We start from the raw sequence: 20359 nt of genomic DNA, 5'->3' as shown, positions 1-20359 counted from the left end.
GTGCACCGTGCCCTGCGAGGGACCGCCTGGGTCCTGACCGTCGTCGTCCTGCTCGTGGTGGCGTTCCTCGTGTACGCGCACATCGTGATGCCGGGCACCCGGAGCGCAGCGCTGCAGGTCTGGCGGGACGACCGCGTGGCCGTCCGGGACGCCGGCGACGCCGTGGTGATGACCCCCACCGGCACCGCGGACGGGAAGGGGATCGTGTTCGTCCCCGGCGCGAAGGTCGACCCGTACGCCTACATGGCGACGTTCCGGCAGGTGGTCGCCGCGGGGACGACGGTCGTCATCACGAAGCCGACGCTCAACCTGGCGTTCTTCGACACGCGTCCGCTGTCGACGTTCGAGGCGCACGCACCCCGGGTCACGACGTGGGCCGTCGGCGGGCACTCCCTCGGCGGGGTCCGTGCGTGCCAGCTCGCCCGGGAGGCCGACGGGCTCCTGCTCCTCGGCAGCTACTGCGCGGACGACCTGTCGGACACCGACCTCGACGTGCTGAGCGTCTCCGGGTCACGCGACGGGTTGTCGACCCCGGCGAAGGTCGCCGCTGCGCGCGGGAAGCTGCCGGCGGACGCGCGGACGGTCGAGGTCGTCGGCGCGAACCACGCGGACTTCGGCGCCTACGGCGACCAGCCCGGTGACGGGACGGCGACGATCCCGCGCGCGCAGGCGCGCAGCGAGATCGCCGCGGCGATCGAGGACTGGGTCCGCACCCTCGGCTGACACGTCCGGACGGCTGACGCGACCGGACGACGGACGGGAGGCACGGAGCGGGTCCGCCCCGTGCCTCCCGTCCGCCACGAACGCGGCCGGAGGCGCGTGACCGGCCCGCCATGCGCCTCCCGTCCGCGTCCCTACGCCGCGGTGCGCTCACGGCGGCGCGTGAGGCGCGCCACCACGTACAGGACCACGCCCACGAGCAGCAGCACCGCGGCGTACAGCCAGACCTGCCCGCTCTGCTGCGTGAGCAGCAGGATGCACGAGGCCACGCCGAGCACGGGCACGGCGGTCCAGACCCGGAAGTGGTCGTGCTCGACCTTGTCCTTCCGCAGCACGAGCACCGCGACGTTCGTGCTGATGAACACGAACAGCAGCAGGAGGACGACCGTCTCGGCGAGCGTGCCGACGTCGCCGACGAGCGTGAGCAGCATCGCGACGACGGTGGTCGCGACGATGGCGGTCCACGGGGTCTTCCGGTTCGGCAGGACCTTGCCGAGCAGGCTCGGCAGCAGCCGCTGCTCGGCCATGCCGTAGGTCACGCGGCTCGCCATGATCATCGTGAGCAGGGCGCCGTTCGCGACGGCCACGAGCGCGATCAGGCTGAAGACCCAGTCGGGGATCGGCACGCCCGACGCGGACACGACGGCGAGCAGCGGGCCGCTCGAGTCGGAGAGCTCCGACGCGGGCAGGGCGATCGAGCTGGCGAGGCCGACGAGCACGTAGACGACACCGGCGGTCGCGAGGGCGCCGAACAGGGCCTTCGGGTAGACCTTGCGGGGCTCGCGGACCTCCTCGGCGACGTTCGCCGACGTCTCGAAGCCCACGAACGAGTAGTAGGCGACGATCGCGGCGCTCAGGGTCGCGAGGGCCGGGTTCGCCTCGGCCGGGAAGGCCCCGACGCGCGAGACGTCACCGCCGCCACCGCCGAGCATCACCGCGACGACCACGACGACGATGACGAGGCCGGACACCTCGATGATGGTCATGACGACGTTGCTCTTCAGCGAGTCCGAGATGCCGCGGGCGTTCAGGCACGCGACGAGGGCCAGGAACACGATCGCGGTCGGCACCGGCGGCAGGTCGACGAACGTGCCGAGGTAGTCGCCGGCGAAGGCCAGGGACAGCCCGGCGGCGCTCGTGACCCCGGCGGCGAGCATGCTGAAGCCGACCAGGAACGACACGATCGGCACCTTGTAGGCCCGCTCGGCGAAGACCGCGGCGCCGCCCGCCTTGGGGTACTTCGTCACGAGCTCGGCGTAGGACCCGGCGGTGAGCAGGGCGAGGAGCAGCGCGAGGACGAGCGGTGCCCACAGTGCGCCGCCGACGTCCTTCGCGAGCGTCCCCATCAGGGCGTAGATGCCGGCGCCCAGGACGTCGCCGAGGATGAACAGGTAGAGCAGGGGACCGGTGATCGCCTGCTGGAGCTTCGAGCCGGTCTCGCCCTGGGGGCGTGCGGCGGTGTCGCTGGTCATGGTGGTGCCTTCCGTCCCGGTCAGCGTCACCGAGGGGGCCTCACCGGGCTCCCGGAACGTCCACTGGGCGCAGGCGGTTGTCCGTTCCTCCACAGGCGTCGGACCGGTGAACGCTGTCCACAGGTGCGTGCGGCACCGGAACGGCGGACCCGGCCCGGTCCTAGACTCGCCTGAGCACACGACGACGACGTCAGACCGAGACAGCACGATGCACGCGGAGGATGCCATGACGACGCCGGACCGGCGCACACCAGCGCGACTCGCCGACACACGAGCGCTCCTGTTCGACCTGGACGGCGTCCTCACCCCCACCGCGGACGTGCACATGCGCGCCTGGAGCCGGCTCTTCACGCCGTACCTCGCGGCGCACGGGGTGGCCCCGTACACCGAGCAGGACTACTTCGCCTCGATCGACGGCAAGCCCCGCTACGACGGCGTGCGCACGCTGCTCGCCTCGCGCGGCATCGAGCTGCCCGAGGGCACCCCCGACGACGCACCCGACGCCGACACGGTGTGCGGCCTCGGCAACCGCAAGAACGCCGAGTTCACGGCCGAGCTCACCGAGCACGGCGTCGAGCCCTACCCCGGCTCGTTGCGGTTCCTGACCGCCGCGATCGACGCCGGCATGCACGTCGCGGTCGTGTCGAGCTCCGCGAACGCCACGCAGGTGCTGCGGACCGCGGGGATCCTCGACCGCTTCCCGGTCGTGGTCGACGGCCTCGTCGCACGACAGGACGGCCTCGCGGGCAAGCCAGCGCCGGACACCTACCTCGACGCCGCGGGCCGCTTCGGGCTGACCGCCGCCGAGTGCGTCGTCGTCGAGGACGCCACGAGCGGGGTCGAAGCCGGCCGCAACGGTGCCTTCGGGCTCGTCGTCGGCGTCGACCGCGGTGCCGGTGCCGACGCCCTGCGCGAGCACGGTGCCGACGTCGTCGTCACCGACCTCGCCGAGCTGCTCGACGAGCTGCCGGGCGCGACCACGAGCACGGACCAGCCAGCGGCGCGGTAGCGCGCCGCGCGTCTCGTCCCCGACACCCCCACGACCTCCCTCCCACGGAGCACACACGCATGAACCCCATCACCTCCGACCCCCTGGACCGCGTCCGTTACCCGGTCGACGAGTGGGCGCTCGTCGAGACCGAGTACGCGCCCGACGAGCAGGGCGTCGCCGAGACGAACTTCGCGGTCGGCAACGGCTACCTCGGCCTCCGCGGCAACCTCGACGAAGGCCGGGGCGGCGTGCAGTACGGCACGTACGTCAACGGGTTCCACGAGACCTGGCCGATCCGGCACGCCGAGGACGCCTTCGGCTTCGCCAAGACCGGGCAGACGATCATCAACGCGCCCGACGCCAAGGTGATCCGGCTGTACGTCGACGACGAGCCCCTGGTCCTCGCCGAGGCCGACGTCCTGCGCCACACCCGCCGGCTCGAGTTCCGCGGCGGCTACCTGTACCGCGAGACCGAGTGGTCGACGCCGTCCGGCAAGCGGGTCTGCATCCGGTCGAAGCGCCTGGTGTCCTTCACCGACAGGCACCTCGCCGTCATCGACTACGAGGTCACCGTGCTCGACGGTGACGCATCGCTGCTGCTCTCGAGCCAGATCCTCAACCGCCAGGACGTCCAGGACGAGTACCACGCGGGGATGCGGGCGGCCGCGAACGCGTTCGACCCGCGCAAGGCCGAGACGTTCACGCAGCGCGTGCTCGAACCGAAGCTCAAGCGCAGCACCGGCGGGCGCTCCCTGCTCGGCTACCAGGCCGCGAGCTCGGGCATGACGATCTGCGTCGGTGTCGAGCACCACCTGGAGACCGAGAACAGCTGGGACGAGTCCTCGTCGATCGAGGACGACCTCGCGAAGCACGTGTACCGGGTGCAGGCGCGCCGCGGGGTGCCGACCCGGCTCGTGAAGCACGTGGTGTACCACACGTCCCGCGGGGTGCCGGCCCGCGAGCTCGCCGACCGCTGCGACCGGACGCTCGACCGCGCCCGCACCGAGACGGTCGACGAGACGTTCGCGAAGCAGCGCGCATGGATGGACGACTACTGGACCCGGAGCGACGTCGAGATCCCCGGGCAGCCGGAGATCCAGCAGGCCGTCCGGTGGAACCTCTACATGCTGGCGCAGGCGACCGCCCGGACCGACGGGCACGGCATCGCCGCCAAGGGCGTCACCGGGTCCGGGTACGGCGGTCACTACTTCTGGGACATGGAGATCTACGTCCTGCCGTTCCTGTCGTTCACGGCGCCGATCGTGGCCCGGAACGCGCTGCGGTTCCGCTACAACATGCTCGACGCCGCGCGGTCGCGTGCCCGTGAGCTGAACCAGCGCGGTGCCCTGTTCCCGTGGCGGACGATCAACGGCGAGGAGTCGAGCGCCTACTACGCCGCCGGTACCGCGCAGTACCACATCGATGCGGACATCGCCCACGCCCTCATGCAGTACGTGCGGGCCTCGGGTGACCGGGAGTTCCTCAAGCGCGGCGCGATCGACATCCTCGTCGAGACCGCGCGACTGTGGTCCGACCTGGGGTTCTGGCGGTCGAACGGCGACAAGAAGTTCCACATCGACGGTGTCACCGGACCCGATGAGTACACGACGGTCGTCGACGACAACCTCTACACGAACGTCATGGCGCGGGCGAACCTGTGGTTCGCCGTCAACGCCTGCCACGAGCTCGCGGTCGACGACCCCGAGGAGTACGGCCGCATGGTCCGCCGGACCGGGCTCCAGGAGTCCGAGGTCGTCGAGTGGGAGCACGCCGCCGAGTCGATGGAGATCCCCTTCGACCCGCACCGCGGCATCCACCCGCAGGACGCCCAGTTCCTCGACAAGGAGCTCTGGGACCTCGAGAACACGCCGGAGTCCAAGCGCCCGCTGCTGCTGCACTACCACCCGCTGGTCATCTACCGGTTCCAGGTGCTCAAGCAGGCCGACGTCGTGCTCGCGCTGTTCCTGCAGGGCCACGAGTTCACCGCCGCAGAGAAGCGCCGCGACTTCGACTACTACGACGCCCTGACCACCGGGGACTCGACGCTGTCGGCGGTCGTGCAGTCGATCATGGCGGCCGAGGTCGGGTACCACGACCTCGCGGCGCAGTACTTCCTCACGGCGCTGTACGTCGACCTCGCGGACCTGCACGGCAACACCTCGGACGGGGTGCACATCGCCTCGACCGGCGGCATCTGGGGCGCGCTCGTCAACGGCTTCGGGGGCATGCGCGACCACGGCGGGCGGATGACGTTCAACCCGCGGCTGCCGAAGGACTGGGAGCGTCTGACCTGCCGGCTGACGATCCACGGTTCGCGCATCCGGGTCGACCTCGAAGAGGCCACGATGACGTTCACGGTCGAGACCGGCGACGGCTTCACCGCGTGGGTGCACAACCAACAGTGGGACGTGCTGCCGGGGGAGCCGACCGTCGTGCCGCTGCCGCACCACGGCCCGCGGATGTCCGGGCACGCGCCCACCACGAGCGACATCCAGGGCACGCTGCGCGCGGACGGGTCCGTCATCACGGCGTCGATCCCGACGATCTCGCTGGACCGGATGTTCGACGTCGACGAGACGACGGCCTGACGGCCTGACGGCCTGTCGGCCTGTCGGCCTGACGGCCTGTCGGCCTGTCGGCCTGTCGGCCCTGCCTGGAGGCGCGGTGCGGGTGGTCCCGCACCGCGCCTCCGCTCGTGGTGGCGTCCGGCGGGGGCGGTCGTCGGTCGGCGTCCGCTCGACCTCCACGGGCGTCCAGCTGCCGGCGGGCACCGTGGTCCCTCGTGCCCCCGGGCCGATGGCGACTCCTGCGGCATGCATCGTGCAGCGAGAGGAGACGACCATGGACAAGCGGTTCGAGGGCAAGGTGGCGATCGTCACGGGAGCCGGTTCCGGCATCGGTGAGGCCACGGCACGGGCGTTCGTCGACGAGGGAGCCGTCGTGCTGCTCGTGGACAGCGTCGAGGACAAGGTCCGGGCCGTTGCGGACAGCCTGCCGACCGGGCGCGCGGTGCCGTTGCGCGCCGACGTCGCCGATCCGGCAGCGTGGGAGACGATCGTCGCCGACGCGGTGGACCGGTGGGACCGGGTCGACGTCCTCGTGAACAACGCGGGCACGTTCACCTCGGGGGACATCACCGACATCGCCCCGGAGGAGTGGCGGCGCGTCATCGACACCGACCTGTCGAGCGTCTTCTACGGCACCCGGGCGGCACTGCCGTTCCTCCGCGAGACCAAGGGATCCGTCGTCAACACGTCGTCGGTGTCCGGCATGGGTGCCGACTGGCGGATGAGCCCGTACAACGCTGCGAAGGGCGGGGTCACGAACTTCACGAAGGCGGCGGCACTCGACAACGGCCACTTCGGCGTGCGGGTCAACGCGGTCGCGCCGGGGCTGATCTGGACCGACATGACGCAGCAGCAGGCCGAGGACGAGGAGCTCCAGCACGCCTTCGCCGAGCGGGTGTCCCTCGGCCGTGGCGGTCGCTCCGAGGAGGTCGCCGCCGCGATCCTGTTCCTGGCGAGCGACGCCGCGAGCTACATCACCGGCGCGGTGCTCCCCGTCGACGGTGGGACCACGGCGAGCAACGGGCAGCCCGCCCAGGCCTGACCGAGCGCCCGGGGCTCACAGGAGCTTCCGGAGCGTGTTCGTGTTGCGGGTCGTCGTCGTGCGCTTGAAGCGTGCGGCGGCGGCCCGCTTCGCGAACACGGTGTCGGTGCTCGACCCCTTCGGGCACGACCACCAGACGACGCCGTCGCCGCGGGCCACCCGCTCGACCGACTCGTCGACGGTCAGGTCCTCGAGCAGCGCGTCGAGCGCGGCGTCATCCGAGCCGAACACGACGTAGTCGTGCCGATCGGGACCGGACGGGAAGGGGAACCCGTCGACGATCGCCGCGAGCCGGTCGTGCGGGACGAGCACGATCCACGCGTCGTACCCGAACCGGTCGCGGAGCCCCTGCTCGACGGCCGCCTTGACCGTCCCGGCGTCGCCCGCGCCCACGTCTGCCGTGAAGACGACGTTGCCGGACGCGAGCACGGTCCGGACGTCGGTGTACCCGAGCTCCCGGAACAGCGCCGCGAGCTCGGCGCTCCGGATCGTGATCCCGTTGACGTTCACCCCGCGCAGCAGCGCGACCCACCTGGCCATCTCGGCACCGTAGCGTGCGGGACCGACGCATGGCGCGCCTCCCGTCCGTTCCGCAAGAAGTATTGCGCAATCTTTCTTGTGCACCTAGGCTCGAGCCATGTCCACCCAGCGACTCGACGACGCGGCGCACATGCGTGCGCTCGCCCACCCGACCCGGCTGCGGATCGTCGGTCTCCTGCGTTCCGGGGGGCCGCAGACCGCCGCGATGCTCGGGGAGCAGGTCGACGAGGCGCCCGGGACGATCAGCTACCACTGCGGTCGTCTCGCCGGGGCCGGCTTCATCGAACCGGCCCCGGAGCTCGGCACCGACCGGCGCGAGCGTTGGTGGCGGGCGGTCGCGCAGCACACGTCGTGGAACCTCGCCGACGCGTTCGACGACCCCGAGCGGATGCTCGCGGCCTCCGCCCTCGACCACACGGTCGCCGAGGCGTACGCCGCCGAGTACCGCGCCTTCATCGACGCGGTGCCGGCGCTGGGGCGCGAGTGGGTGGCGGCGTCCACCAGCGGTGACCGGGCGCTGCGGCTGACGGTCGACGAGCTCCGGGACCTCGGCGCGGAGCTGCAGGCAGTGCTCGACCGGTGGGAGGCCGTGAGCGACCAGCACGTGGCCGGCGACGGTGCCGAGCGGGTGACGGCAGTGGTCCAGAGCTACCGGTCGGCCCGGCCGTGAACGCGCACTGGCGGCTGCGGTCGCTCCTCGCGGTGCAGGTCGTCTCGCGCACGGGCAACGTCGCGACGACCATCGCCGTGCCGTTCGTCGTGCTCGCGCGTGGTGGGTCGGCGACCGACGTCGGGATCGCGGCCTTCGCGGCGACGGTCCCGATCGTGCTCGGTGGGGCGTTCGGCGGCGTGCTCGTCGAGCGGTTCGGCTTCGTCCGGTCGAGTGTCGTGTCCGACCTCGTCAGCGCTCTGACCCTCGCCGCGATCCCGGTGCTCGCCTGGACCGTCGGGCTGCCGTCGTGGGGGCTGCTCGTGCTCGTGTTCCTCGGCGGGTTGTTCGACACCCCGGGGGAGTCCGGGCGGCGGGTGCTCCTCCCCGGGCTGGCCGCGGCCGCGGGCATCCCGCTCGAACGGGCCGTCGGGCACTTCGAGGCGTCGGTGCGGTTCTCCGTGCTGCTCGGTGCGCCGGCGGCGGGGCTCCTCGTCGGTGCCGTCGGGCCGCTGCCGGCGCTGGCGGTCACCGCGGTGGTGTTCGCGGCCGCAGCGGTGCTCGCGGTGCTGACGCTCCGCGGAGTGTCGACGACCGCTCCTGGCGCCGCACCGGACGCGGCACCCGTGGAACCGTCGGCCGGGTACTGGCGCGACCTCGCCGCCGGGCTGCGGTTCTGCGTGCGCGACCCGTTGTTCCGCCTCGTCATCGCACTCGTGCTCGTCACGAACCTGCTCGACGCCGCTCGCTCCACGGCGCTGCTGCCGCTCTACGCCGACCGGGTGCTCGACGGGGCGCAGTCCCTCGGCATCGTCAGCGGGACCTTCGGCGGAGCGGCCTTCCTCGGGTCGCTCGCCTTCGGGTACGTCGCACACCGGGTCCCGCGCAGGATCACGTTCGTGGTCTGCTTCGTGCTGGCGGGCGGCCCGTCGCTCGTGGTGCCGGCGCTCGGGCTCGGGCTGCCGTGGGTGCTCGGCGCGTGCGTGGTGTCCGGGTTCGCTGCCGGGGCGCTCAACCCGATCCTCGGGGCCGTCGAGCTCGAGCGGATCCCGGCACCGATGCGGGCCCGCGTGTTCGGCCTGCTGTCGGCCGGGTCGTGGGCGGGCATCCCGCTCGGCGGGCTCTTCGGGGGGATCGCGGCGGACGGCATCGGGGTGACGGCGACGTTCGGCGTGGTGGCGGTCGTCTACACCCTCGTCACGCTGACCCCGCTGCTCGGTGGGTCGTGGCGGGCGATGGAACGCGGACCCGCGGCGTCGCCGGCGGCCCCGTCGCCGCCCGTCCCAGTGCCGTGAGGGGCGCGGCGCTGTCGCGCGCACAACGGGAGGCACGTCGCACCACGGAATCGCGTGGTGCGACGTGCTTCCTCTTGTGCGTGAGCACCCCGCGCCGCGAGCACCCCGCGCCGCGGGTTGCCCGCGGCGCCGCCCGCCCGCCGCACCGACTCCCTCGGAGCACCACGAGCGCCCCTCCGGTAGACGTGGTGCATGACTGACGAGCGACACGACGACGGCCAGGGTCCCGACGACGCACACGTGGTGCCGGAGGGGGTGTCCGAGGCGACCGTCGAGGCCCTCGGCACGCTGTCGGCAGCCGTCGAGGTGCTCGAGCACGCCCGCGGCCTGCTCTACGGGTTCCACCGCCTGACCGGGACGGCGGACCTCAACCTCGGCGACGCCGTCGAGCAGCTCCGGAAGGCCGGGCACACCGAGCTGGCCGAGCGGATCGACACCGAGCTGGTCGGGCGGAACGTGATCGACGGGCGATGGACGTTCCAGATCGTCGAGGACTACGACGACAACTACTACGCCCTCGCCAAGGAGCTCGAGAAGACCGCTCGCGACGAGCTCGTCGGCGGGAAGCGCCACCTGTACGAGGCGAGCATGAAGGAGGACCGGCGCACCGACGGCCGACGCCGCCACGAGGCCAAGCCGGCCGACCTGCGCGACTGAACCCGCGCCTCCAGACCGCCCCGGCGGGAACCGCACCGTCCCACCGGACGCAGAACGGGCGGTCCCCCGCAGCGACACAGCGCTGCGGGGGACCGCCCGTCCGGTAGCCGGCGGGGTCCGAGCCTCAGCCCACCCCGAGCAGCGCCTCGAGCGGCCCCCGCGCGAAGTACAGCAGGAAGCCCGCGGCGACCACGTACAGCAGCCACGAGACCTCGCGGCCGCGGCCGGACAGCAGCTTGATGAGCACCCAGCTGATGAAGCCGGCACCGATGCCGTTCGCGATCGAGTACGTCAGCGGCATCACGACGATCGTCAGGAACGCCGGCAGCGCAGCACCGAAGTCCGTCCACTCGATGTCCTTGACCTGCGCCACCATGAGCGCGCCGACGACGACGAGCCCGGCGGCCGCGACCTCGAGCGGGACGACCTGGGTCAGCGGCGTGAGGAACATCGACGCCAGGAACAGCAGGCCCGTGACGACCGAGGCCATGCCGGTGCGGGCGCCCTCGCCGATGCCCGATGCGGAGTCGATGAACACCGTGTTCGAGGACACCGAGGCACCACCACCGGCGACCGCGCCGACGCCCTCGACGACGAGCGCCGACTTCAGGCGGGGGAAGGTGCCGTCCGGGTGCGCGACGCCGGCGGCCTTCGCCAGGCCGGTCATCGTGCCCATGGCGTCGAAGAAGTTCGTGAAGACGAGCGTGAAGACGAGCATCGACGCGGCGACCGGGCCGATGCGGGTGAAGGCGCCGAAGACGTCCGCGTGGCCGACGAGCGACAGGTCGGGCAGGGCGAACAGCGCGTTCGGCAGGCCTGGGGCGTTGAGGTTCCAGCCGGTCGGCGAGCTCACCGAGGTCGGCACCTGGAAGATCGCCTGCAGGATGATCGCGACGATCGTGGTGCCGACGATGCCGATGAGCAGCGCCCCCTTGACCTTGCGGGCCATGAGCGTGCCGATGACGACCAGGCCGATCAGGAACACGATGGTCGGCAGCGCGGCGACGGAGCCGTCCTCACCGAGCTGGAGCGGCGGCGACGCGTTCTTCGTGGTGCGCACGAAGCCGGAGTCGACGAGTCCGATGAACGCGATGAACAGGCCGATGCCGACGGTGATCGCGGCCTTGAGCTGCGCGGGCACGGCCGTGAAGATCATCGTCCGGATGCCGGTCAACGCCAGGATGACGATCACGACGCCGTTGATGACGACGAGGCCCATCGCCTCGGCCCACGTCACCTGGTGAACGACGCTCACGGCGAGGAACGAGTTGATCCCGAGCCCCGCGGCGATGCCGAACGGCAGGTTCGCGACGAGGCCCATGGCGATCGTCATGACACCGGCGACGAGGCCGGTGGCAGCGGCGACCTGCGCGTTCTGCAGCCAGCCGCCGAGGACGTCCTGCGGCGCCTGGTCCTGGCTGAACCCACCGAGGATGAGCGGGTTGAGGATGACGATGTACGCCATCGTCACGAAGGAGACGAGGCCACCACGGACCTCGCGGGGGATGCTCGACCCGCGCTGCGTGATCGAGAAGTAGCGGTCGAGGCCGGATGCGAAGCGGTTCCGGGGCGGGGTGTCGGTCTGCTGGGCGCTCACCGGGAGAGTTTACAGAACCCTGGGAGCGCGGCGCGTCGCGCTGGTCGGTGGTCACCACGACCGGCCGGGAGGCGCGGCTCGCCTCGACGGGGTACGGCACCTCGGGTGCCGGGTCGCGTTCTGCGGCCAGGCACGGTGTTGGATGAACGGGTGAACGAACGTCTGGACCGCGCGCGCATCGAAGCCGCCGTGCGTGAGCTCCTCCTCGCCGTCGGTGACGACCCCGACCGCCCCGAGCTCGAGCGGACGCCGGCCCGCGTCGCCGACTCCTACGCCGAGTTCTTCGCCGGCATCGGGGTGGACGCCACCGCGATCGCCCGCTCCGGCGCCGTGCACTCCGAGGACGGCGAGCGCGGTCGGCTCGTGGTCGTCCGGGAGGTGCGGTTCCGCTCGATGTGCGAGCACCACCTGCTGCCCTTCATCGGGGTCGCGCACCTGGCGTACGCGCCGGGTGAGCAGCTCATCGGCCTCGGGACGCTGTCCCGGGTGCTCGACACCGTCGCCTCGCGTCCGCAGCTGCAGGAGCGCCTCGGCGAGCAGGTCGCGGCCGCCGTCGCCGAGGGCCTCGACGCCGAGGGGGTGCTCGTCGTGCTCGACGCCCGGCACCAGTGCGTCACGGCGCGTGGCGAACGGCAGTCGGGCTCGTCGACCGTGACCGTCGCGGCGACCGGCAGCCTGGCCGACGCCGCGGGACGTGCCGAGGCGATCGCACTGATCGGTGCCGGAGCCGGCGCCGGGACCGACCACGAGGCGGACGCATGACGCACGAGCAGCCGACCACGGGCCTCCGTCCCGGGTCCACCGCACCCGGCTGGGTGGTGCCCGACCTGCGCGGCCCGGTCCGGACCATCGGCCGGCGCACCTTCGACTTCGACCACCGCGTCGCCGTGATGGCCATCGTGAACCGCACCCCGGACTCGTTCCACGACAAGGGTGCGACCTTCGCGCTCGACCGGGCCGTCGAGGCCGCCGTGCGCGCCGCCGAGCAGGGCGCGGACTGGGTCGACATCGGCGGCGTGAAGTTCGCCCCCGGCCCCGAGCTCTCCGCCGAGGACGAGATCGACCGCGTGCTGCCCGTCGTGTCCCAGCTCGCACAGCAGTCCGACGTCGTGATCTCGGTCGACACCTTCCGCCCCGAGGTCGCCGCCGCGACGATCGCAGCGGGCGCCAGCGTCGTCAACGACACGACCGGCCTGTCCGACCCCCGGATGGCGGCCGTCGTCGCGGACTCCGACGCGACGATCGTCATCACGCACTCGACCGCCCCACCGCGGCAGCAGCTGCCGGAGCCGCCGCGCTACGCCGACATCGGCCGCGAGGTCGTCGACTTCCTGCGCGAGCGGGTCGACCGGGCGCTCGCCGCGGGCATCCCCGAGTCGCGGATCATCGTCGACCCGGGGCACGACCTCAACAAGAACACGGTGCACACGCTCGAGCTGACCCGACGTCTGCCCGAGGTCGTCGCGCTCGGCTACCCGGTGCTCGCGGCGGTGTCGAACAAGGACTTCGTGGGGGAGTCGCTCGGGCGTCCCCGCGGCGAGCGGCTGTCCGGCTCCCTGGCCGCCGCGACCGTGAGCGCGATGCTCGGCGCGCGGATCGTCCGGATGCACGACGTCGTCGAGAGCGTCGACGCCATGCGCATGGTCGGGGCGGTCCTCGGCTGGCGCGAACCCGTGGAAGCGAGGCACAACACGTGAGCGACCTGCCCCCCGCCCTGCCGGCGTCGATCGCCGACCTGTCGGACGACGAGCTGCTCGCCCGCTACACCGCCGACGTGCCGGACGGGCCCTGGCTGCGGGTGAACTTCGTGGCCACGCTCGACGGATCGGCGTCCGCCTCGGGCCGCACGGCCGCGCTCGGCGGCGACGACGACCTGCGCGTGTTCGACCTGCTCCGTCGGGTGGCCGACGTGGTGCTCGTCGCCGCCGGGACCGTGCGCGACGAGGAGTACGGCCCGATGGTGCTGCACGACGCCGACGTCGCGTGGCGCCGGGCCCACGGGATGCCCGACCACCCGGTGTTCGCGATCGTGACGAACTCGGGGTCGGTGGACGCGTCCTCGCGGGTGTTCACCGAGGCGCCCGTGCGGCCGCTCGTGCTGACGTCCGGGACCGGCGCCGCGTCGTCCTCCGGGCGTGCGCTGGCCGACGTGGCGGACGTCGTGGTGTGCGGCGACACGGCCGTCGACGTGGGTGCGCTGCGTGCCGCCCTCGCGGAGCGGGGGCTCGACCGGGTCCACTGCGAGGGCGGGCCGTCGTTCCTCGGGGCGCTCGTCGCGGCGGACGCGGTGGACGAGCTGACGCTGACGATCGACCCGTCGCTCGAGGGCGGCGCGGGACCGCGGATCGCGACCGGCTCGTCACCCGAGCTGCGGCGGATGCGTCCGGCGCACGTGCTGCTCGGCGACGGCGGGGTGCTGCTGACGCGGTGGGTGCGGGCGCGCTAGTCGGCTGCCTGCGTGCCTGCGTGCCTGCGTGCTTGCGTGCTTGCGTGCTTGCGTGCTTGCGTGCTTGCTCGCTTGCTCGCTTGCTCGCCTGCTGGCCTGACCGCCGGACGCGGCGGTTCCGCCGACCGCGGTGTCCACCGGGCTAGGGTCGGTCGTGTGATCGACGTCGTGGTGTCCGGGGTCCTGTTCGACATGGACGGGACGCTCGTCGACTCGACCACCGTGGTCGAGGCGGCATGGACCCGGTTCGGCGAGCAGCACGGCCTCGACCCGGTCGAGATCCTCGGGTTCTCGCACGGCCGCCAGACGATCGACACCGTCCAGCGCTTCCTGCCCGACCTGCCGTCGTCGGAGCAGCGGGCGATCGTCGACACGATGATCGCCGCGGAGATCGACTACACCGAGGGCATCGTCGAGGTCCCCGGGGCCGCAGCGTTCGTGCAGCGCCTGCTCGACGCCGGCGTGCCCGTGGCCCTCGTGACGAGCGCCCCGCGGGAGCTCGCCGTGAAGCGCATGGTCGCGGCCGGGGTCCCCGTGCCGGAGGCCCTCGTGCCGTCCGAGGACGCCGAGCGCAGCAAGCCGCACCCCGAGGGGTACCTCCGCGGGGCCGCCCTGCTCGGGGTGTCCGCCGAGCAGTGCCTGGCGTTCGAGGACGCCCCCGCCGGTGTCGAGGCGGCGCTGGCCTCCGGGGCCACGACCGTCGTCGTCGGCACCCTCACCGCCCCGGTCACCGAGGGACTGCCGCGCATCACGGGGTACGACGGGCTCACCGTCACGCCCGAAGGGGCCGGTTTCCGCGTCCGCGACTGAGCCTCATCGTGCTCGTCGAGACGCCTTCTCCGGGAAGGATTCGCCCGGGCCGTACTTCACCGAAGGGCCTCGTTTCTGCTCGCTCACCCGGACGAGGATCCGTTGGTCGACGAGGTCGCGCAGCACATCGCGAGCCGCGTACACATCCACGTCGAAGAGTCGCTGAACCGTGGCGTTGTTGACCGTTCCGTACTCGCGGACATGGTCCGTGACCTTCCGGGCACGGTCGGTGTCGGAGCGCGCCTGGTACGTGATCGCCGGGCCGAGGGCTGCTATCGAAGAACCTCGGAAGCGATAGGTCGGCTTCCGAGCGTTCTTGGTGCCAGCCGTTGGCTCGAGGAACCCTTCCTCGTCGTTGGCGATCCTCGTCAACAGGTTCTGAGCGGCTTCTTCGGGTCGCTGGACCACCGTCGCCAGCTTGGCGGCAGTGATGGTCTTGTTGGTCGTCAGGTACGAGACGAGAAGAAGAACGTCGGTGTCGTTCTGGTCGCGGTCGGGCAGCTCAGAGACGAACTTCGTGATCCGAGTGTTCGGCGGGCCTCCCGCGAGCTGGACGATCGTCTCAGGCCGCTCGCCCGTCCGGACGCCGACCGTGGGGGCCGACCTCCCGTTCCTGATCATCTCGCGGAACATGCGATCGACGCCCTGGCCCCACCGCTCTGCGAGCCCCAGCGAGCGGAGAGCATCCGCGAGGGCAGGGAACCGGGACTTCGGCGGATGGGTGAGGATGTTCTCGGGTGAGATCCCCGGAACGAGCGTTCCGGGCGACATGATCGTCAGGGCTTCGGGCGAGTGCTCCACTTGGATGGGCTGATGGTCGCGGTGATCCCCGTGCATGACGGCGTTGGTCAGCGCCTCGCGAACCGCAGTCAACGGGTAGTCCTCGATCTGGACCTGTTGGCCGGACCGGAGGTTCACCGGGGTCGTACCGATCCTGGCCTCGAGCAGGGCGACGAGCTCAGCGTAAGCAGTCAGCAACGGGCCGTTCCAACGGCGGCCGAGGTCTGTTTCGCCTCCTGCAGAGATGCGGTGCTGGTACGACAGGACCTCGCGACCGTCTCGGGGGGCACTCAGGAGGATCGCGCCAGCTCGGTTGAGGATGCCGGGGCTGTGGACGAGACCGAGAGCGGCGAGCAGGTCCTCGGTCCCAGATCCGGCCAGTGTGCTCAGTGCTGTGCTGGAGGAACGACGGACGTACGACCGGAGCAGGGACAGAGCATCTCCGTCGATGTCCGCGAGCGGTCGCAAGGAGGAAGCGGCGCTCCAGTCCCCACCACGTCTCTCGTCGTCGAGGCGGCTCACGTCGGCAGTGCTCATCGGCTCGCAGCGGTCCCCGACGCGCTTCGTCGGCATCTTCTGTCGGGAGGAGTAGACCTCGAGTCCCTCTCGAACCTCGATCACCAGCAACGTCACGCCGTGATGGGTCAGCGGCTGCACCGACACGTCGAGGGACGGGCGCGTCACGTCGTAGATCCGTCGACGGAGGTACGTGGGGTCGAGGTCGGTTCCGATGAACGCGGCGGGCCCCTTGACGTCGTCTGCGACTCCCAGGACGATCGTCCCTCCGGTCGCGTTCGCGAAGCATGCCGCAGCATCCGCCATGTCGTGCGCGGTGTCCTGCTTGGACTTCTGTTCGCGTTTGAAGTCGAGGGTCTCGTTCTCGAGCTCGTTCGCCGTGGCCTGCGCGTCGTGGATCTGAGCGAGCAGCGATTCGACGTGGACCATGGAGTTTGAGCATCCTTTGGGTCGATTGAGATTTTCTGAGCAGCCCCAAACTAGCCTCAAACTGGAACAGGCGACAGTGCATCACGGGGTACGACGGGCTCACCGTCACGCCCGAGGGGGCCGGTTTCCGCGTCCGCGGCTGAGCGTCGGCTCCGGACTGCGAACGCGTCCAGGGCGCGCCGACGACCGTGGAGCCCGCGGCCGGGACCACGGCCGCGCGCGTGGCCGGGGCGAGCCCGGCGCGCGGTAGCTGTCGGAACCCCCGGCAGGCGTGTGCGGCCGGGAGCTCGGCCGCGGAAGGAGCGACCATGGCATCCCTCGACGGCAAGAAGATCCTCGTCATCGCGACGAACTACGGCGTGGAGCAGGACGAGATCGTCGTCCCCACCGACCAGCTGCGCGAGCGCGGCGCGGACGTGACCGTCGCGGCGCAGGAGTCCGGCTCGATCGAGACCCTCGTCGGCGACAAGGACCCGGGGAAGTCGGTCTCCGTCGACACCACCATCGGGAGTGTCAGCGGCGCGGGCGACTACGACGCGCTGGTCGTCCCCGGCGGCACGATCAATGCCGACACCATCCGACAGGACGCCGACGCGGTCGCGCTCGTCAAGGCGTTCGCCGAGGCGGGCAAGCCCGTCGCCGCGATCTGCCACGGCCCGTGGACCCTCATCGAGGCCGGCGTCGTCTCGGGGAAGACGATCACCTCGTTCCCGTCGCTGCAGACCGACGTGCGGAACGCCGGCGCCGAGTGGGTGGACCGTGAGGTGCAGGTCGACGGCGGCCTCATCACCTCGCGCAACCCCGACGACCTGCCGGCGTTCGTCGACGCGATCGAGCAGGCCCTCACCGCCTGACCCGGCGCCGCGACCAGGCCCGCACCGCCTGACCCCGCGTCGCTGCCCGTCGCGGCCGGTCGTGCTCACCCGAGCGCGACCGGCCGCGCCGTCCGCAGCACCGCCGGGCCGAGCAGCAGCACGCCGTCCGACCCCGGGTCGCAGCGGACGCCCCCGTGTCCGCGCATCGCCCGGAACGCTCCCGGAGCCACCTCGTGGTCCATCCACGCGCACGGGTTCGCCGCACGGTACCCGCGGAACAGCACCGGGTCCTCGCCGGGGCTCTGCAGCGAGAACGGCTCCCCACGGAGTGCCTCGACGTCGGCGCCGCGGAGGAACACGTTCCGCCGGGTCGCCGCCGGGTCGACCGGGGCGCCGACCGCGCGGGCGACCTCCTCGAGGCCCTCGAGCCCGACGACCGTGACCGACGCGTGCACGTGCGCCCGCGCGGCGAAGTACCGGTCGCCCACGATGCCGAGGCCCGCGCGCAGCACCACCCGGTCCACCAGCTCCGGTCCGTCGGCGGGCAGCGCACCGTCCGCCGGGCGCCCCGCGTACCGGTGCCGGGGCGACACGAGCAGCTGTGCGACCTCGACGTCGGTCGTGCACGGCAGGTCGCCGGGGCCGGCCGCGTCGTCCACGTTCGTCACTCGCCCACGCTAGCCGCGCCTCCCGTCCGTCCCCCGGCGACCGCCCCAGGATGCGCGCCGACGGCCCGCGCCCACCCTCGCTGCCGTGTCCGATTCCCGCCAGAGGACGTCGGTGGCCCGTGTCAGGCTGACCGCATGAGCACCACGACGGACGCCACGCACGCCGAGCGGTACCGTGCCGTCGCCGCGCGCGACGCCCGCTTCGACGGTCAGTTCGTCACGGCCGTGCACTCGACCGGCATCTACTGCCGGCCGAGCTGCCCCGCCCGCACTCCGCGCGAGACCGGCGTCACGTTCTACCGCACGAGCGCCGCCGCGCACCTCGCCGGCTTCCGCGCCTGCAAGCGCTGCCTCCCCGAGGCGACCCCCGGCAGCCCGGAGTGGGACCTGCGCGAGGACGTCGCCGGCCGGGCCATGCGCCTGGTCCTCGACGGCGTCGTCGAACGGGAGGGCGTCCCGGGTCTCGCGGCACGCGTCGGCTACTCCGAACGGCAGCTCGGTCGGATCATGACCGCGGAGCTCGGCGCCGGACCGAAGGCGCTCAGCCGGGCGCACCGGGCGCAGACCGCGCGGACGCTCCTCACCTCGTCGGACCTGCCCGTCGCCGACGTCGCCTTCGCGGCCGGGTTCGCGAGCGTGCGGCAGTTCAACGACACCGTGCGCGAGGTCTTCGCCGTCACGCCGACCGCCCTGCGCGCCGGACGGGTGCTGCAGCGCGCGACGGACGGCTGGCTGCACGTGCACCTGCCCGCGCGTGCGCCGTTCGACGTGCAGGGCCTGCTCGACTGGCACGCGCTGCACGCCCTGCCCGGGTTGGAGCAGATGGATCGCGACGCCGCGGGGCGGGTCACCGCCTACGGACGGCTGGTGGCGCTGCCGGGAGGCCCGGCCCGCTTCTCCGCCTCCGCTGCGGTCCCCGACGGGGCCGGGTCGCGCGCGGGGCGCACCGGGCTCGCCCTCCGCGTGCGGCTCACCACCCTGTCCGACCTCCCGACGCTCGTGGCGCGGGTCCGGTCGCTGTTCGACCTCGACGCCGACCCGCTGGCCGTCGACGCGGTGCTCGCCACCCTCCCGGAGCTGTCCGCGGCCGTCGACCGGGTGCCCGGGATCCGACTGCCCGGGCACGTCGACGCGCACGAGGTGCTGTTCCGCACCCTGATCGGCCAACAGGTGTCGGTGGCGGCGGCCCGCACGGCGCAGACCCGGCTCGTCGCGGCGCTCGGCGCCCCGGTCGCCGACGAGATCCTGCCCGGCGGGCTGCTGTTCCCGGACGCGGCGACGATCGCCGCACGCGGTCGCGAGGTCCTGCGCGGCCCCACGGCCCGCGTGGAGACGATCCTACGGGTCGCTGCGGCGCTCGCGGATGGGTCGCTCGTGGTCGACGCCGGGCAGTCCCTCGACGAGCTGCGGTCCGGGCTCCTCGCGGTGAAGGGCATCGGGCCGTGGACCGCCGACTACGTCGCGCTGCGGGTCCGCCACCACCCGGACGTCTTCCTCCACAGCGACCTCGCGGTGCGGAACGGTGCACAGGAACTCGGTCTGCCCGGTGCGACGCGCGAGCTGTCCCTACGGTCGGAGCAGGTGGCGCCGTGGCGGAGCTACCTGACGATGCACTGCTGGCGACCGATCGTCGACCGCGCGGGTGCCGCCGCCGAGCGGGCCGCGGCGACGGTCGCGGTGCCGACCGGTGCGACCACGACGACCACGACGACCACGACGACGACCCCGCAGGAGGACCCCCGATGAACGACGCGACCATCCAGACGCTGGACACCCCCGACGGCCCCTTCACCGTGCTCGAGGACGCCGACGGGCGCGTCCTCGCCTCCGGGTGGACCGACGACGCCGCGCGCATCGTCGGTCGGCTCGCCGAACGGCACCGTCCCGAGCGCATCACCGACGGCCGGGTCGCCGCTGCCGAGGCGATCGACGCGTTCTACGCGGGCGAGGTCGAGCACGCGATGCAGGTCCCGGTGCGGCAGGCCGGCACCGAGCTGTTCACCGAGGGGTGGCGTCAGCTCCGGGCGATCCCGGCCGGCACCGTCCTGACCTACACCGAGCTCGCGGCGGCGATGGGCCGACCCGATGCGGTGCGCGCCGCGGCCAGCGTCTGCGCGCGGAACGCCCCCGCGCTGTTCGTGCCGTGCCACCGGGTGCTGCGGTCGGACGGCAGCCTCGGCGGGTTCGCGTGGGGGCTCGACGTCAAGCGGTCGCTGCTCGAGCGGGAGTCCGTGGGGGTCACGGCGCTGGTCTGACCGGGGCCGTGCGGGTGCGGACGGTGCGGTCGGTCTCCCCCTGGACGCGGGTGGTGACGGCACAGCGGGGGCCTGTCATGCTTCGGGGACACCCGCACGGTCGTCCCGAA

Annotated in this window: 19 protein-coding genes; 14 read left to right on the top strand and 5 right to left on the bottom strand. The window is 72.3% G+C overall.

The genetic code is table 11. The annotated features are described in order from the left end of the window. A complete protein-coding gene (locus QOL16_RS16615; protein WP_071285471.1) occupies positions 1–723 on the top strand; it encodes an alpha/beta hydrolase in 723 nt (240 codons plus the stop codon). A 131-nt stretch (positions 724–854) separates the two neighbouring features. Here QOL16_RS16615 and QOL16_RS16610 read toward each other — a convergent pair whose 3' ends face one another. Further along, complete coding sequence (locus QOL16_RS16610; protein ID WP_071285469.1) at positions 855–2192, bottom strand: APC family permease; 1338 nt, start codon at positions 2190–2192, stop codon at positions 855–857. A gap of 226 nt (positions 2193–2418) precedes the next feature. Between QOL16_RS16610 and QOL16_RS16605 the strand changes: the two genes are divergently transcribed. The 3 genes from QOL16_RS16605 to QOL16_RS16595 all read left to right on the top strand — a co-directional run bounded on the left by QOL16_RS16605 (position 2419) and on the right by QOL16_RS16595 (position 6792). Continuing rightward, positions 2419–3201, top strand: coding sequence for an HAD family phosphatase (locus tag QOL16_RS16605; protein ID WP_065964319.1), 783 nt, complete (start codon positions 2419–2421; stop codon positions 3199–3201). A gap of 59 nt (positions 3202–3260) precedes the next feature. Then, entirely contained in the window at positions 3261–5771 is a 2511-nt protein-coding gene (locus QOL16_RS16600) for a glycoside hydrolase family 65 protein (protein WP_071285467.1), read from the top strand. A 253-nt stretch (positions 5772–6024) separates the two neighbouring features. After that, entirely contained in the window at positions 6025–6792 is a 768-nt protein-coding gene (locus QOL16_RS16595) for an SDR family NAD(P)-dependent oxidoreductase (RefSeq protein ID WP_083395177.1), read from the top strand. A gap of 15 nt (positions 6793–6807) precedes the next feature. Here the strand turns inward: QOL16_RS16595 and QOL16_RS16590 are convergent, their stop codons facing one another. Continuing rightward, positions 6808–7332 (bottom strand): DUF1697 domain-containing protein, encoded by a 525-nt coding sequence (locus QOL16_RS16590; protein ID WP_065964301.1) that lies wholly within the window; start codon positions 7330–7332, stop codon positions 6808–6810. A 97-nt stretch (positions 7333–7429) separates the two neighbouring features. Here QOL16_RS16590 and QOL16_RS16585 point away from each other — a divergent pair, with 97 nt between their 5' ends. The 3 genes from QOL16_RS16585 (at position 7430) to QOL16_RS16575 (ending at position 9933) form a co-directional block, all read left to right on the top strand. Then, positions 7430–8002 carry a transcriptional regulator gene (locus tag QOL16_RS16585; RefSeq protein WP_071285465.1) on the top strand — a complete coding sequence of 191 codons (573 nt, stop codon included), beginning with the start codon at positions 7430–7432 and terminating at the stop codon, positions 8000–8002. Further along, positions 7999–9276 carry an MFS transporter gene (locus tag QOL16_RS16580; RefSeq protein ID WP_071246007.1) on the top strand — a complete coding sequence of 426 codons (1278 nt, stop codon included), beginning with the start codon at positions 7999–8001 and terminating at the stop codon, positions 9274–9276. The genes QOL16_RS16585 and QOL16_RS16580 overlap by 4 nt, the downstream gene beginning before the upstream one ends. A 192-nt stretch (positions 9277–9468) precedes the next feature. Beyond that, positions 9469–9933 (top strand): hypothetical protein, encoded by a 465-nt coding sequence (locus QOL16_RS16575; RefSeq protein ID WP_065962042.1) that lies wholly within the window; start codon positions 9469–9471, stop codon positions 9931–9933. A gap of 124 nt (positions 9934–10057) precedes the next feature. Here the strand turns inward: QOL16_RS16575 and QOL16_RS16570 are convergent, their stop codons facing one another. Continuing rightward, positions 10058–11530 carry an NCS2 family permease gene (locus QOL16_RS16570; protein ID WP_065962043.1) on the bottom strand — a complete coding sequence of 491 codons (1473 nt, stop codon included), beginning with the start codon at positions 11528–11530 and terminating at the stop codon, positions 10058–10060. Between the two features lie 150 nt (positions 11531–11680). Here QOL16_RS16570 and folE point away from each other — a divergent pair, with 150 nt between their 5' ends. The 4 genes from folE to QOL16_RS16550 all read left to right on the top strand — a co-directional run bounded on the left by folE (position 11681) and on the right by QOL16_RS16550 (position 14786). Next, positions 11681–12292: a GTP cyclohydrolase I gene (gene folE / locus QOL16_RS16565; protein WP_253181628.1), complete on the top strand. Its 612-nt coding sequence runs from the start codon at positions 11681–11683 to the stop codon at positions 12290–12292. Then, positions 12289–13227, top strand: coding sequence for a dihydropteroate synthase (gene folP, locus QOL16_RS16560; RefSeq protein ID WP_071285463.1), 939 nt, complete (start codon positions 12289–12291; stop codon positions 13225–13227). The genes folE and folP overlap by 4 nt, the downstream gene beginning before the upstream one ends. Next, on the top strand, positions 13224–13976 hold the full coding sequence (locus QOL16_RS16555; RefSeq protein ID WP_071285461.1) for a pyrimidine reductase family protein: 753 nt from the start codon (positions 13224–13226) through the stop codon (positions 13974–13976). Before folP ends, QOL16_RS16555 begins: the two co-directional genes overlap by 4 nt. Positions 13977–14132: 156 nt before the next feature. Next, positions 14133–14786 carry an HAD-IA family hydrolase gene (locus tag QOL16_RS16550; RefSeq protein WP_083395184.1) on the top strand — a complete coding sequence of 218 codons (654 nt, stop codon included), beginning with the start codon at positions 14133–14135 and terminating at the stop codon, positions 14784–14786. A 3-nt stretch (positions 14787–14789) separates the two neighbouring features. On the opposite strand, the gene QOL16_RS16545 is transcribed toward QOL16_RS16550, so the two are convergent. Next, positions 14790–16511 (bottom strand): RNA-binding domain-containing protein, encoded by a 1722-nt coding sequence (locus QOL16_RS16545; protein WP_065962049.1) that lies wholly within the window; start codon positions 16509–16511, stop codon positions 14790–14792. Positions 16512–16819: 308 nt separating this feature from the next. Here QOL16_RS16545 and QOL16_RS16540 point away from each other — a divergent pair, with 308 nt between their 5' ends. After that, complete coding sequence (locus tag QOL16_RS16540) at positions 16820–17365, top strand: type 1 glutamine amidotransferase domain-containing protein (protein WP_065962051.1); 546 nt, start codon at positions 16820–16822, stop codon at positions 17363–17365. A gap of 65 nt (positions 17366–17430) precedes the next feature. Here the strand turns inward: QOL16_RS16540 and QOL16_RS16535 are convergent, their stop codons facing one another. Further along, entirely contained in the window at positions 17431–17994 is a 564-nt protein-coding gene (locus QOL16_RS16535) for a molybdenum cofactor biosysynthesis protein (RefSeq protein ID WP_253181629.1), read from the bottom strand. A 135-nt stretch (positions 17995–18129) separates the two neighbouring features. Here QOL16_RS16535 and QOL16_RS16530 point away from each other — a divergent pair, with 135 nt between their 5' ends. Continuing rightward, positions 18130–19740 carry an Ada metal-binding domain-containing protein gene (locus QOL16_RS16530; RefSeq protein ID WP_071285460.1) on the top strand — a complete coding sequence of 537 codons (1611 nt, stop codon included), beginning with the start codon at positions 18130–18132 and terminating at the stop codon, positions 19738–19740. Further along, entirely contained in the window at positions 19737–20249 is a 513-nt protein-coding gene (locus QOL16_RS16525) for a methylated-DNA--[protein]-cysteine S-methyltransferase (protein WP_071285458.1), read from the top strand. The genes QOL16_RS16530 and QOL16_RS16525 overlap by 4 nt, the downstream gene beginning before the upstream one ends. Positions 20250–20359 lie beyond the last annotated feature (110 nt).

It is taken from the genome of Curtobacterium sp. MCBA15_004, assembly GCF_001865055.2.
Taxonomy (GTDB): domain Bacteria; phylum Actinomycetota; class Actinomycetes; order Actinomycetales; family Microbacteriaceae; genus Curtobacterium.
Note: the sequence above shows the minus strand (reverse complement) of the source record. Positions and strands in the feature narration are given on the sequence as shown.